This is a genomic window from Citrobacter sp. Cf087, from assembly GCF_030334285.1.
GTDB classification, from domain to species: Bacteria; Pseudomonadota; Gammaproteobacteria; order Enterobacterales; family Enterobacteriaceae; genus Citrobacter; species Citrobacter freundii.
The window spans coordinates 126,244-139,799 of sequence record NZ_JAOWED010000027.1; the positions used below are offsets into that span (position 1 = coordinate 126,244).

Genomic DNA, 13,556 nt, shown 5'->3' on the forward strand with positions numbered 1-13,556 from the left:
ATACTGGAGAACACCTGATGAGCACCAACAAAGAACTTATGCAACGTCGCAGCAACGCCGTTCCCCGTGGCGTAGGCCAGATCCACCCTATTTTTGCCGAGCGTGCAGAAAACTGTCGGGTCTGGGACGTTGAAGGCCGTGAATTCCTTGACTTTGCTGGCGGTATTGCAGTGTTGAACACCGGTCACCTGCACCCGCAGATCGTCTCTGCGGTAGAAGCGCAGTTGAAAAAGCTGTCCCATACCTGTTTCCAGGTACTGGCCTATGAGCCATACCTGGAGCTGTGCGAAATCATGAATAAGAAAGTGCCGGGTGATTTCGCCAAGAAAACCCTGCTGGTGACCACCGGTTCTGAAGCGGTAGAAAATGCGGTGAAAATCGCCCGCGCCGCCACCAAACGCACCGGCACAATCGCCTTCAGCGGTGCTTACCACGGCCGTACCCACTACACCTTGTCACTGACCGGGAAAGTGAACCCATACTCTGCCGGAATGGGGCTGATGCCGGGCCACGTGTATCGCGCGCTTTATCCTTGCCCGCTGCACGGCATCAGTGACGACGATGCTATCGCCAGCATTCACCGCATTTTCAAAAACGATGCCGCGCCAGAAGACGTCGCCGCCATCATAATTGAACCCGTCCAGGGCGAAGGTGGTTTTTACGCCGCTTCTCCTGCTTTTATGCAACGTCTGCGCGCTATTTGTGACGAACACGGGATCATGCTGATTGCTGATGAAGTACAGAGCGGTGCGGGCCGCACCGGTACGCTGTTTGCCATGGAGCAGATGGGCGTTGCGCCCGATCTCACCACCTTCGCCAAATCCATCGCCGGAGGCTTCCCGCTGGCAGGCGTGACCGGACGCGCCGACGTCATGGACGCTATTCCACCGGGCGGTCTGGGCGGTACCTATGCAGGTAACCCAATTGCCTGTGCCGCTGCGCTGGCGGTACTAAACATTTTCGAGCAGGAAAATCTGCTGCAAAAAGCCAACGAGCTGGGGCAAACCCTGCGTGAAGGCCTGTTGGCTATCGCGGAAACCCACCGCGAGATTGGCGACGTACGCGGGCTGGGCGCGATGATTGCTATCGAACTGTTCGAAAACGGCGACCACACGAAACCAGACGCCAAACTGACTGCGGAAGTGGTGGCGCGTGCACGTGAGAAAGGACTGATCCTGCTCTCCTGCGGACCTTACTACAACGTGCTGCGCATTCTTGTCCCGCTGACTATTGAAGATGCGCAAATCCGCCAGGGGCTGGACATTATCGCCCAGTGTTTTGCCGAGGCAAAGCAGGGTTAAACCCGTATCAAAACGGGGAGTTTTAAGCCGGATAAGGCGGAGCCGCCATCCGGCAAACAGGGTCAATAACAATAATACGCGTGCCCCGGCGCGGGAATGCCGGGGTGCTCTCCCAAGTGAAATACTTTCGAGAGGTTTAAAGATGGGGCAAGTGTCACAATCACATGATTTAGGGGGCGGGCTGAAATCACGCCACGTCACCATGCTGTCTATTGCCGGGGTAATCGGCGCAAGTCTGTTTGTCGGTTCAAGCGTGGCGATTGCAGAAGCCGGTCCCGCAGTATTATTAGCCTATCTGTTCGCCGGATTGCTGGTGGTGATGATTATGCGCATGTTGGCCGAAATGGCCGTCGCCACACCGGATACCGGTTCTTTTTCCACATACGCCGATAAGGCCATCGGCCCTTGGGCAGGTTACACCATCGGCTGGTTGTACTGGTGGTTCTGGGTGTTGGTTATCCCGCTGGAGGCGAATATCGCCGCCATCATTCTTCACTCCTGGGTGCCTGGTATTCCTATCTGGCTGTTTTCTCTGGTTATCACGCTGGCATTAACCGGCAGTAATTTGCTGAGCGTCAAAAATTATGGTGAGTTCGAGTTCTGGCTGGCGCTGTGCAAAGTGATTGCCATTCTGGCGTTTATAACCCTCGGCGCAGCGGCGATTAGCGGTTTCTACCCTTATGCCGATGTCAGCGGGGTTTCGCGCCTGTGGGATCAGGGCGGCTTTATGCCCAACGGTTTTGGCGCCGTGATCAGCGCAATGTTAATCACCATGTTCTCCTTTATGGGCGCAGAGATAGTTACCATCGCCGCCGCCGAATCCGATACCCCGGATAAACATATCGTTCGCGCCACCAACTCGGTTATCTGGCGTATCTCCATCTTCTATCTGTGCTCTATTTTTGTGGTGGTGGCGCTGATCCCGTGGAACATGCCGGGACTGAAAGAAGTCGGTTCTTACCGCTCGGTACTGGAGCTACTGCATATCCCGCACGCGAAATTGATCATGGATTGCGTCATTTTGCTGTCGGTGACTAGCTGTCTCAACTCCGCGCTGTATACGTCCTCGCGTATGCTCTACTCCCTGAGCCGCCGTGGCGATGCCCCCGCCTTTATGGGTAAAACGAACCGCAGTAAAACGCCTTATGTGGCGGTGTTGCTGTCTACCGGTGCCGCATTCCTCACCGTCATCGTCAACTATTACGCCCCGGCCAAGGTGTTTAAATTCCTGATCGACAGTTCCGGTGCCATCGCACTGCTGGTCTATCTGGTCATTGCCGTTTCTCAACTGCGGATGCGCAAAATCCTGCTGGCGCGAGGCGGTGAAATTAAACTGAAAATGTGGCTCTATCCGTGGCTTACCTGGCTGGTCATCGCGTTTATTATCTTTGTGCTGGTGGTCATGCTGTTTCGCCCGGCACAACAGCTGGAAGTTATCTCTACCGGGTTGTTAGCCATAGGAATTATTTGCACCGTGCCCATTATGTCACGCTGGAAAAAACTGCTATCTTGGCAAAAAGCACCATTGCAAAATACGCATTAAACCTGTTCCCGGCGCAGGCCGGGAAATCCTTTCAGGAGTATGACCATGACCGCCATTCCCCAACCGACGGCCATTGATGGATACCGCTGGCTGAAGAACGACATCATCCGCGGTGTGTATCAGCCTGATGAAAAACTGCGTATGAGCCTGCTGACCTCACGCTATGAGCTTGGCGTGGGACCGCTACGCGAAGCGCTTTCGCAGTTAGTTGCCGAGCGGTTGGTGACGGTAGTAAATCAGAAAGGGTATCGTGTTGCCCCGATGTCAGAGCAGGAGTTGCTCGATATTTTCGATGCCCGCGCCAATATGGAAGCCATGCTGGTCGCGCTGGCCATTGAACGCGGCGACGACGCCTGGGAAGCTGAAATTCTGGCGCGCGCGCATATGCTTAGTAAGCTTGAAGCCATTGATGCCAGCGAACAGATGCTCGACGAGTGGGATCAGCGCCATCAGGCGTTTCACTCGGCGATTGTCGCTGGCTGTGGTTCACAATATCTGCTGCAAATGCGCGAACGACTGTTCGATTTGGCGGCGCGCTACCGGTTTATCTGGCTGCGAAAAACGGTGCTGTCGGTGGAGATGCTGGAAGACAAACACGATCAGCACCAAACGTTGACCGAAGCAATTCTGGCACGCGATGCCGCGCGCGCCAGCGAATTAATGCGCCAGCACCTGCTGACGCCGATTCCGATTATTCAACAGGCGATGTCCGGTAAATTGCTGACGGAATAAGCCTGAATAATATTACTGCTCCGGAATACGTAACACCTGCCCAGGATAGATTTTATCCGGACTTTTCAGCATTGGTTTATTCGCTTCAAATATCTGGTTATACAGGTTGGCATTACCGTAAACCTGTTTAGCAATAGCGCTCAGGGTATCCCCTGATTTCACGGTATAAAACTGGCTTTCGCTCGCGGGCGCAGAGGTTTTAACCTGATCATCTACGCTGGCAATACCGGAGATATTACCAATCGCGATCAGAATTTTTTCTTTCGCCTCCTGACTTAATCCATCACCAGAAACAGTGGCTTTGCCTTCGTTAATTTGCACGTCCACTTTATCCGCATCAGGGATGCCAGTTTTGTTCAGGTGTTCCTGCACTTTTTTTGCCAGATCGGCTGTGTCATGGTTTCCAGTGACCGCATCCCACAGTTTTTCACCCGCATCTTTTACAAAATTGAAGAGTCCCATATCCACCTCGGTAATTAACAATTAACACCCAAAAGTGTAGCAGAGGAGAAAGGGGGCCAAAGAAAACGGCGCCAAAGCGCCGTAGTTGAAAGGAATTAATTACGCGTCTGTATCCAGAAGGCATGGATCAAACCAGGGATGTAGCCCAGCAGCGTCAGAACGATATTGAGGATAAATGCCCAGCCGAACCCCTTCCCCAGCAGCACGCCAAGCGGGGGCAGAATAATAGTAAAAACGATTCTCCAGAAACCCATACACACTCCCTACAAGCAAAAAATTAATCATTGTTTAAAAAGAGATTTTATCTCTAGGAGTAGCCATTCTACCCAACTCCGCCAGCATTCCGCGGCTGTTTTACCCTCCTTTACGCTTTTTACGCTGGCGTACGTTGGTTGGTTTATTTTAGAATATACTTAATTTAGATTATGCTTAAATACATATGACTGAACTTGAACAACTCCAGGCCAGCGCTGAACAAGCTGCCGCCCTGCTAAAAGCGATGAGTAACCCGAAACGGTTGCTGATTTTGTGCATGCTCTGCGGTTCACCCGGTACCAGCGCAGGCGAGTTAGCCCGTGTTACCGGCCTTAGCCCTTCCGCCACTTCCCAGCATCTGGCGCGTATGCGTGAAGAAGGTCTGATAGAAAGCCAGCGCGATGCCCAGCGCATCCTCTACTCCATTAAAAATGCGGCAGTGAATTCGCTGATCGCCACATTAAAAACACTGTATTGCCCATAAGGAGCCATCATGACTATTGGGACGATTTCCCCGCGCGAGGCGCAGACACTGGTCGCGCAAGGTGCAAAACTGATTGATATCCGCGACGCTGACGAGTATCTGCACGAGCATATTCCTGAGGCTCATCTGGCGCCGTTGCCCGCGCTTGAGCAGGGATCGCTGCCTGCGAATTTACGCGCCGAGCAGGTGATTTTTCACTGCCAGTCAGGCAAACGTACACAAAATGCGGCAACAAAACTGAGCGCCATTGCTGCGCCCGCGCAGGTCTGGCTGCTGGAAGGTGGAATTGACGGCTGGAAAGCCGCAGGGTTGCCGGTGACGAAAGACAGTTCACAACCGTTACCGCTGATGCGTCAGGTGCAGATAGCCGCAGGTAGCCTTGCCTTACTCGGTGTTATTCTGGGTTACACCGTCAGCAGTATTTTCTTCCTGCTGAGCGGTTTTGTCGGGGCCGGGCTGATTCTCGCTGGCGTGACCGGCTTTTGCGGCATGGCGCGTCTGCTGGACAAAATGCCCTGGAACCGACGTACTCATTAAGCGGTAATCATTGAAACAGCACTGTACCCGCCGGTTGACGTGATCTATGGTGAGTTCTGCGATAAATGATAAATAAAGGAGCGCAACAATATGTTTAAACCTGGCGATCTGGTTCAACCGCGTATGGGTGGTCCAAAACTGAAAGTTGTTGAAGTCAATGACGATCAAATTGTGGCGGTACAAGCCAGTAATGAAAACGGTGATAAATTCACGCTGAAAGCAGCTGATGTCACGCGATATACCGAAGAGGGTGATTTCGGCGTTTGCTGAAAATAAGCGGTGAGGATCTCCTCACCGCCTTCGTAATTAGATCAAAAAGTCATCAAGAGATTTACCGGTAGCCAGCGCCTGGGCAATTGGCTTCGGTGTGCGACCTTGCCCAGTCCATGTTTTCGTTTCACCATTGAGATCGATAAAACGATATTTCGCCGGGCGCGGTTGGCGTTTTTTAACTGAACGTGTCGTAGCAGGTGTTATGCTCAGCAGCTCCTCCGGGCTGATCCCGTCTGCCTGCATCTGCGCCAGCAAGGCATTAATTTTTGCCTGCTGTTCTGCGCGTTGGCGCTGTAGCTGTTCTTCTTCATCGCGCCGTTCTTTGGTCACTACCCTGAATTTTTCAAGCATATCTTCCAGTACATCAACGGAAAATTCACGAGCCATTGCACGCAGCGAGCGGATATTATTTAAGTTTTTTAACATTGAACTCATATTAACAAAACCTCTTTAACGTAAAACATAAAAATGGTATTACGCTAAATATTGTATGCAACTGATTATTATATTTCCAGTCTAATTTATTCGCAGATCATTAAACAAATAGCCAACTCTGATATTTATAGCATCCATTCTGCTATCGCTCAGACAATATATTCTATGACCCTGATTGCAGCTTTGAATATACCAGCAAGGTATCTCAGTACGTCACTTAAGAAACAGGCCACGGCATCGCGTGGAACCAACGAGTATACATATTGCACATCAGTCAACATTCAGAAAAGGAGCGCAAAAAATCCAGAAAAACAAGCAAAAATAACTCTTTGATCTAAAAGAATTTTAATTAACACAGCAACGAAAACACCAAAGCGAACAAAAAACAAACCATTACAGAGCATTTTATCGACAAAAAGACAATAAATAAAAATTTTAAGCTAGTTGCTAGTTATTATCCAGGCAGATATCCTATTAAAGCGCGAAAGCAGCAAGACAAATCACTAGCAGTTAAGGTATTCAAAACCTTTTTCCCCCTTTTTACAAGGAGCATTAACATGTTCTCTCCGCAGTCACGCTTGCGTCATGCAGTAGCAGACACGTTCGCGATGGTTGTTTATTGTTCTGTCGTGAACATGTTGATCGAAATATTCCTTTCTGGAATGAGCTTCGAACAGTCGCTGTATTCCAGATTAGTCGCTATCCCTGTCAACATACTGATCGCGTGGCCATACGGCATGTACCGTGATTTGTTCATGCGCGCGGCGCGTAAAGCCACGCAGGCAGGATGGGCAAAAAATCTGGCGGATGTGCTGGCTTATGTCACCTTCCAGTCGCCGGTGTATGTGATTATTCTGCTGACGGTTGGCGCAGACTGGCACCAGATTACGGCTGCAGTAAGTTCGAACATCGTGGTATCAATGCTGATGGGCGCTGTCTATGGCTACTTTCTTGATTATTGCCGCCGCTTGTTTAAGGTCAGCAGCTATCATCAGGCTAAAGCCTGACACGCTTCTTCGCGACTGGCACTGCCAGTCGCGTTATTAGTTAGAATTAACGTCGCCAAACAACCCACTCAGATAACGCTCCAGCGCAATTCGCGAGCTAAAGCCGTGCGGAATACCATAATGTTCGTGTGTCTCACCGGCTAAATACAGTGGGAATTGCTGATAATGATCGCAGGTTTTAATATCCGTCGCCGGTTCTGCCAGCGAAGAGCTGCGCTCTTTTAGCGTGGGATGGATAATTAATGCGGTACGTCCCATGCGTGCTTCACGGTTAACGTACACATAATTTTCGCCACGACGATAGCCGTACGTTTTCTGCGTCACTACATCAACGGTAAAGCCCACTTTTTCAAGTACGCGCGCCACCTCATCAGGTCGTAAATACATATTATTTTCCTCGTTATCTTTTACTGCGGGCTTACCTTACCTGATTCAGCATTAGCAACGCTTTCAGAAAAGTCCATAAACGGGTGGCGATGGTGGGACGCATATCGTAAGAACCTTATATACCCTAAATAATTCGAGTTGCAGGAAGGCGGCAAGGGAGCGAATCCCCAGGAGCTTACTAAAGTAAGTGACTGGGGTGAACGAACGCAGCCAACGCACATGCAACTTGAAGTATGACGGGTACAGATTTATGTCAGCGCCATCCGCAGTTGGTACGCCGCCTGTTGCGCCATTTCCGCCGAGCTGATATTGGTAAATGACAGCAATATTCCCCCCTTTCCTTCTGACGTTATTCGCCAGCGGCTTAACGCCTGAACGGCTAACCCGGCCTGATTCGCTTTGCGCACCAGCGCAATATCATCTCCGTCCACACTCATCACCAGTTGAATCCCACCTTCCTGAGGAATGACGCTAAATCCTTGTTCGGTCAGGGCGTTTTCCATCCATTGTCGTCGTTCGGCATAATGTTGTCGCATACGTTTTAAGTGTCGCCAGAAGTGGCCGTCTCGCATAAAATCCGCCAGCGTTTGCTGCCATAGAACCGGGACGCTACAGGCCGTTAGCGCCGCTTGTTGGCGAAAGTGTTCAACCTGGGTCAGGGGCACCACCAGCCATGCCGTACGCAAAGCCGGAAACATCGATTTGCTGAACGTTCCGGCATAAATCACCCGCTGGGGCGCATCCAGACTTTTTAGCGGCGGCAACGGCTTACCGTGGTAACGAAATTCACTGTCATAGTCATCTTCGATTACCCACGCCTGCGCACGAGTCGCCCACTCCAGCAACTGGTGGCGACGGTCTAAAGACAGTGCTACTCCCAGTGGGCTTTGATGTGCGGGAGTGAGCAGTACAAAACGCGCCTGCGGGTAGTCGCGGATCCCGGCGCTGACATCCAGACCATCGGCATCCACCGCTACCGGCTTCAACTCAATGCGTTCTTGAGCCACCACAGGCCGAATCAGCGGAAAGCCGGGATCTTCGACCCACATTCCCTCTCCGGGATGCGCCAGAGCGCGCAGGATTAACGTCATTGATGCCGCATAGCCTGAAGTGATAAAAATCTGCTCTGGCTGGCATTCAATGCTGCGTGAGACCCGCAGGTAATCCACAATCGCCTGACGTAACGCCCGCTCGCCACACACATCGCCCACCGCCAGATCAAAACGCGTTTGGGTGCGTAAACGCCGTCCCATCACCCGCGCCCAGACTTCGCGCGGAAAAAGATCGAGTGCGGGTAATCCCATCTGAAAAGTTTGCGGTCTGGGATTTTCTCCGGCAAAAATGGCAGGAGAAGCAGGTGCCCTTTCTGGTCGCAGTTGCTCACTGACAAACGTTCCTGCCTGTCCACGCCGCGCGAGCCAGCCCTGCGCCACCAGCTCTGCATAGGCATTTTCCATCGTCGAGCGTGATACTCCCAGCTCCTGGGCCCAGGTCCGACTGGAGGGCAATCTGGTACCGGGCTTGAGTTCACCTTTCTCAATTGCGTTTTTTAACTGACGGGCGATTTGCTGATAGCGCGGCATTTATGGTCTGCTTTTTTGGCAACAATATGGCTCTCTGTAGCAGTCCATTATAGTGCTACATTGCGGGTCATCCAAACGAGGAGAAATACCATGACCATGTTACGCCAGCCCTATTATGAACTCAGCCCTGAAATCTATAACGCTCTGGTTCAGGCAAGCAAAGCGCTGGAGAATTGCGCGCTGGAACCTACGCTGACGGAACTGATTTACCTGCGGGTCTCGCAAATCAACGGCTGCGCCTTTTGTCTGGAAATGCACAGTAAAGCACTGCGCAAATCCGGAGTTGCGCAGGCCAAACTGGATGCGCTGGCAGGCTGGCGGGTGAGTCACCACTTCAGCGAGCAGGAACGTGCGGCGCTGGCGTGGGCCGAATCGGTCACCCAAATTGCCACTACTCACGCCGAAGATGACGTTTATCTGCCACTACTCGACCATTTCAGCGCGAAAGAGATTAGCGACCTGACATTTGCCATTAGCCTGATGAACTGCTTTAACCGCCTGGCGGTGGGGATGCGCATGTGATTCTGCGCTTCCGGATGGCGGCATAAACGCCTTATCCGGTCTGGTAAGTACTTTCCTGTAGGCCGGATTAGACGCGACGCGCCGCCATCCGGCAACCTGCGATGGTACATATCACTTCCCCAGCCACGCCCATAACCCAGCCCATCATCAATCTAAAATTCCCATATCTTGTATGGTTGAATCTTTTTAAAACTACATCTAGTATCTTTCCTATCAGGACACACACAACCCGACGCCCTCTATCGCGTCGATCTTTTATTTTTAAATGGAAATACGAATCATGCGTATTATTATTTACACTCGCAATAACTGTGTTCAGTGCCATGCCACCAAACGGGCAATGGAAAGCCGTGGTTTTGACTTTGAGATGGTAAACGTCGATTTACAGCCCGATTTGGCTGATAACCTGCGCGATCAAGGGTTTCGCCAGTTACCGGTCGTAGTCGCGGGTGAAACCAGTTGGTCAGGGTTTCGCCCGGACATGATCAACCGTCTGCATCCGGAACACCGTGTGGCCAGCGCATGAGTCAGCTCGTCTACTTCTCCAGCAGCTCCGAAAATACGCACCGCTTTATGCAGCGTCTGGGGCTGCCTGCCATCCGCATTCCGCTTAACGAACGCGAGCCGATCCGGGTAGACGAACCTTACATATTAATCGTGCCGTCCTACGGCGGCGGCGGCACTGCTGGCGCGGTCCCAAGACAGGTGATCCGCTTTTTAAACGATACGCACAACCGGGCGTTAATCCGTGGAGTGATCGCCTCCGGCAATCGTAATTTCGGTGACGCCTACGGTCGCGCGGGTGATGTCATCTCACAAAAATGCGGCGTGCCGTGGCTCTATCGCTTTGAGCTGATGGGCACCCAAAGCGATATCGACAACGTTCGAAAAGGAGTGAGCGAATTTTGGCAACGACAACCGCAGAACGTGTAATGCAGCCAACGCTGGATTATCACGCCCTGAACGCCATGCTGAATCTGTATGATAAAGCCGGGCGCATTCAGTTCGACAAAGACCATCAGGCGGTGGAGGCTTTCTTTGCCGCACACGTCCGCCCCAACTCGGTGGCGTTTGCCAGCCAGCAGGAACGCCTGGAAACGTTGGTGGATGAAGGCTATTACGATGCCAGCGTGTTAGCCCGCTACGATCGCGCGTTCGTGCTGAAGCTATTCGCCCACGCCCACACCAGCGGATTCCGTTTCCAGACGTTCCTCGGCGCATGGAAGTTCTACACCAGCTATACGTTGAAAACGTTCGACGGTAAGCGCTATCTCGAAGACTTTGAGGATCGGGTAACGATGGTGGCACTCACGCTGGCGCAGGGCGATGAAGCACTCGCGATGCAACTGACCGATGAAATGCTCTCCGGGCGCTTTCAACCCGCCACACCAACCTTTTTAAACTGCGGTAAACAGCAACGCGGTGAGCTGGTCTCCTGCTTCCTGTTGCGTATTGAAGACAACATGGAGTCTATTGGTCGGGCGGTCAACTCCGCACTTCAGCTCTCCAAACGCGGCGGCGGCGTGGCATTTTTGCTCTCCAACCTGCGCGAGGCAGGTGCGCCCATTAAACGCATTGAGAACCAGTCCTCTGGGGTGATCCCGGTAATGAAAATGCTGGAAGATGCGTTTTCTTATGCGAATCAACTCGGGGCACGTCAGGGCGCAGGCGCGGTGTATTTGCACGCACACCATCCGGATATTTTACGTTTTCTCGATACCAAGCGCGAAAACGCCGACGAGAAAATCCGCATCAAAACGCTCTCGCTTGGCGTGGTGATCCCAGATGTTACCTTTCGACTGGCGAAAGAAAATGCCCGGATGGCGCTGTTCTCACCGTATGACGTGGAACGGATTTACGGCAAACCGTTCGGTGATATCGCCGTGAGTGAGCGGTATGACGAACTGGTGGCCGACGAACGCGTGCGCAAAAAATACATTAACGCCCGCGAATTCTTCCAGCGGCTGGCCGAGATCCAGTTTGAGTCTGGTTATCCTTACATCATGTTTGAAGATACGGTGAATCGCGCCAATCCGATTGCCGGTCGGATCAATATGAGCAACCTGTGCTCGGAGATTTTGCAGGTTAACAGTGCCTCCACCTACGATGAAAATCTCAATTACGCGCAGATCGGGCACGATATCTCCTGCAATCTCGGCTCCTTGAACATTGCCCATACCATGGATTCACCCGATTTTGGTCGTACCGTGGAAACGGCGGTTCGCAGCTTAACCGCCGTTTCGGACATGAGCCACATCCGCAGTGTGCCTTCGATCGACGCCGGGAACAGCGCGTCGCACGCGATTGGTCTTGGGCAGATGAATCTGCACGGGTATCTGGCGCGGGAAGGGATCGCCTACGGCTCGCCGGAAGGGCTGGATTTCACCAATCTCTATTTCTACACCATCACATGGCATGCGCTGAATACGTCAATGAAGATCGCTCGCGAGCGGGGTCAAACCTTTGCCGGATTCAAACAGTCACGCTACGCCAGCGGCGAGTATTTTAACCAGTATCTGCAGGGCGACTGGCAGCCAAAAACCGACAAGGTCCGCACACTGTTTGCCGCCAGCGGCATTACGCTGCCGACGCGCGAGATGTGGGCGCAACTGCGTGAAGATGTGATGCGCTACGGTATTTATAACCAGAATTTACAGGCGGTTCCGCCCACCGGTTCTATCTCCTACATCAACCATGCCACGTCAAGCATTCACCCGATCGTGTCGAAAGTAGAGATTCGTAAAGAGGGCAAAACCGGGCGCGTTTACTACCCTGCCCCGTTTATGACCAATGAGAATCTGGCCTTGTATCAGGATGCCTACGAGATCGGTCCACAAAAAATCATTGATACTTACGCTGAAGCAACGCGGCATGTCGACCAAGGGCTTTCACTGACGCTCTTTTTCCCCGATACCGCCACCACGCGCGATATCAACAAAGCGCAGATTTACGCCTGGCGTAAGGGCATCAAATCCCTGTACTACATCCGACTACGCCAGCTGGCGCTGGAAGGCACCGAAATCGAAGGCTGCGTGTCATGCGCGCTGTAAGGAGGAGAAAATGACATTATCCCGCGTGAGCGCCATCAACTGGAACAAGATTGAGGATGATAAAGATCTTGAGGTATGGAACCGTCTGACCAGTAACTTCTGGCTCCCGGAAAAGGTCCCGCTCTCCAATGACATTCCGGCCTGGCAAACGTTGAACGCAGCCGAACAGCAGCTAACAATCCGCGTTTTTACCGGGCTGACGCTGCTCGACACCATTCAGAATGTTGCCGGAGCACCAGCGTTAATGACTGATTCGTTAACGCCGCATGAAGAGGCGGTGCTGTCGAATATCAGCTTTATGGAGGCGGTGCACGCCCGTTCCTATAGCTCTATTTTCTCCACCCTTTGCCAGACCAAAGATGTGGATGCAGCTTACGCCTGGAGTGAAGAAAATACCCCACTCCAGCGCAAGGCGCAGATCATTTTGGCACATTACGCCAGCGACGAACCGTTGAAGAAAAAAATAGCCAGCGTGTTTCTGGAATCCTTCCTGTTCTATTCTGGCTTCTGGTTACCGATGTATTTCTCCAGCCGCGGTAAACTGACCAATACCGCCGATCTCATTCGTCTGATCATTCGTGATGAAGCGGTTCATGGGTATTACATTGGTTATAAATATCAAAAAGGTCTGGAGCATATTTCCGAATCAGCACGCGAAGAGTTAAAGCATTTTGCCTTTGACCTGTTGATGGAATTGTATGATAACGAAGGGCGTTATACGGAAGAATTGTATGCAGAGACCGGCTGGGTGGATGACGTCAAAGCCTTCCTTTGTTACAACGCCAATAAGGCATTAATGAATTTGGGATATGAGGCGCTATTTCCGCCTGAAATGGCGGAGGTTAACCCGGCAATCCTTGCCGCGCTGTCGCCCAACGCTGACGAAAACCACGATTTCTTCTCGGGTTCCGGTTCATCCTATGTGATGGGAAAAGCGGTCGAAACCGAAGATGACGACTGGAATTTCTAGCACTCATTTTCACGG

General features: G+C 52.1%; 17 protein-coding genes. 12 read left to right on the plus strand and 5 right to left on the minus strand.

Translation table 11 applies throughout. The annotated features are described in order from the left end of the window. Positions 1-17 precede the first annotated feature (17 nt). The 3 genes from gabT (at position 18) to csiR (ending at position 3,576) form a co-directional block, all read left to right on the plus strand. Positions 18-1,301, plus strand: a complete 1,284-nt coding sequence (gene gabT / locus OGV57_RS08280) for a 4-aminobutyrate--2-oxoglutarate transaminase (protein WP_054528719.1) — start codon at positions 18-20, stop codon at positions 1,299-1,301. A 142-nt stretch (positions 1,302-1,443) separates the two neighbouring features. After that, complete coding sequence (gabP, locus tag OGV57_RS08285; RefSeq protein WP_003839698.1) at positions 1,444-2,844, plus strand: GABA permease; 1,401 nt, start codon at positions 1,444-1,446, stop codon at positions 2,842-2,844. Positions 2,845-2,889: 45 nt separating this feature from the next. After that, complete coding sequence (gene csiR / locus OGV57_RS08290; RefSeq protein WP_003037236.1) at positions 2,890-3,576, plus strand: DNA-binding transcriptional regulator CsiR; 687 nt, start codon at positions 2,890-2,892, stop codon at positions 3,574-3,576. Between the two features lie 12 nt (positions 3,577-3,588). Here the strand turns inward: csiR and lysM are convergent, their stop codons facing one another. Next, positions 3,589-4,038 (minus strand): peptidoglycan-binding protein LysM, encoded by a 450-nt coding sequence (gene lysM / locus OGV57_RS08295; protein WP_003037241.1) that lies wholly within the window; start codon positions 4,036-4,038, stop codon positions 3,589-3,591. Positions 4,039-4,133: 95 nt separating this feature from the next. Beyond that, positions 4,134-4,292 carry a YqaE/Pmp3 family membrane protein gene (locus OGV57_RS08300; RefSeq protein WP_003037242.1) on the minus strand — a complete coding sequence of 53 codons (159 nt, stop codon included), beginning with the start codon at positions 4,290-4,292 and terminating at the stop codon, positions 4,134-4,136. A gap of 185 nt (positions 4,293-4,477) precedes the next feature. Between OGV57_RS08300 and OGV57_RS08305 the strand changes: the two genes are divergently transcribed. From OGV57_RS08305 to OGV57_RS08315, 3 genes are all read left to right on the plus strand, one after another. Beyond that, entirely contained in the window at positions 4,478-4,777 is a 300-nt protein-coding gene (locus OGV57_RS08305; RefSeq protein ID WP_003037247.1) for an ArsR/SmtB family transcription factor, read from the plus strand. Positions 4,778-4,786: 9 nt separating this feature from the next. Then, on the plus strand, positions 4,787-5,314 hold the full coding sequence (locus OGV57_RS08310; RefSeq protein ID WP_016150867.1) for a rhodanese family protein: 528 nt from the start codon (positions 4,787-4,789) through the stop codon (positions 5,312-5,314). Positions 5,315-5,404: 90 nt separating this feature from the next. Beyond that, positions 5,405-5,584: a GDFGVC terminal motif YodC-like protein gene (locus OGV57_RS08315; RefSeq protein WP_003037253.1), complete on the plus strand. Its 180-nt coding sequence runs from the start codon at positions 5,405-5,407 to the stop codon at positions 5,582-5,584. A gap of 36 nt (positions 5,585-5,620) precedes the next feature. Here OGV57_RS08315 and stpA read toward each other — a convergent pair whose 3' ends face one another. Beyond that, positions 5,621-6,022: a DNA-binding protein StpA gene (gene stpA / locus OGV57_RS08320; protein WP_003839690.1), complete on the minus strand. Its 402-nt coding sequence runs from the start codon at positions 6,020-6,022 to the stop codon at positions 5,621-5,623. 557 nt (positions 6,023-6,579) lie between these two features. Here stpA and alaE point away from each other — a divergent pair. Continuing rightward, positions 6,580-7,029, plus strand: a complete 450-nt coding sequence (gene alaE / locus OGV57_RS08325; RefSeq protein ID WP_003037259.1) for an L-alanine exporter AlaE — start codon at positions 6,580-6,582, stop codon at positions 7,027-7,029. A gap of 36 nt (positions 7,030-7,065) precedes the next feature. On the opposite strand, the gene OGV57_RS08330 is transcribed toward alaE, so the two are convergent. Further along, positions 7,066-7,416 carry a DUF2002 family protein gene (locus OGV57_RS08330; RefSeq protein WP_003037262.1) on the minus strand — a complete coding sequence of 117 codons (351 nt, stop codon included), beginning with the start codon at positions 7,414-7,416 and terminating at the stop codon, positions 7,066-7,068. A gap of 248 nt (positions 7,417-7,664) precedes the next feature. Further along, entirely contained in the window at positions 7,665-8,999 is a 1,335-nt protein-coding gene (pdxR, locus tag OGV57_RS08335; protein ID WP_071684360.1) for a MocR-like pyridoxine biosynthesis transcription factor PdxR, read from the minus strand. Between the two features lie 90 nt (positions 9,000-9,089). On the opposite strand from pdxR, the gene OGV57_RS08340 reads away from it, so the two are divergent. The 5 genes from OGV57_RS08340 to nrdF all read left to right on the plus strand — a co-directional run bounded on the left by OGV57_RS08340 (position 9,090) and on the right by nrdF (position 13,541). Then, positions 9,090-9,521, plus strand: coding sequence for a carboxymuconolactone decarboxylase family protein (locus OGV57_RS08340; protein ID WP_003839686.1), 432 nt, complete (start codon positions 9,090-9,092; stop codon positions 9,519-9,521). A gap of 280 nt (positions 9,522-9,801) precedes the next feature. Further along, entirely contained in the window at positions 9,802-10,047 is a 246-nt protein-coding gene (nrdH, locus tag OGV57_RS08345) for a glutaredoxin-like protein NrdH (RefSeq protein ID WP_003037270.1), read from the plus strand. After that, positions 10,044-10,454, plus strand: a complete 411-nt coding sequence (nrdI, locus tag OGV57_RS08350) for a class Ib ribonucleoside-diphosphate reductase assembly flavoprotein NrdI (RefSeq protein WP_003037273.1) — start codon at positions 10,044-10,046, stop codon at positions 10,452-10,454. The genes nrdH and nrdI overlap by 4 nt, the downstream gene beginning before the upstream one ends. Further along, positions 10,427-12,571, plus strand: coding sequence for a class 1b ribonucleoside-diphosphate reductase subunit alpha (nrdE, locus tag OGV57_RS08355; RefSeq protein WP_054528721.1), 2,145 nt, complete (start codon positions 10,427-10,429; stop codon positions 12,569-12,571). Before nrdI ends, nrdE begins: the two co-directional genes overlap by 28 nt. Before the next feature lie 10 nt (positions 12,572-12,581). Beyond that, a complete protein-coding gene (gene nrdF / locus OGV57_RS08360) occupies positions 12,582-13,541 on the plus strand; it encodes a class 1b ribonucleoside-diphosphate reductase subunit beta (protein ID WP_054528722.1) in 960 nt (319 codons plus the stop codon). The last annotated feature ends 15 nt before the right edge of the window (positions 13,542-13,556 follow it).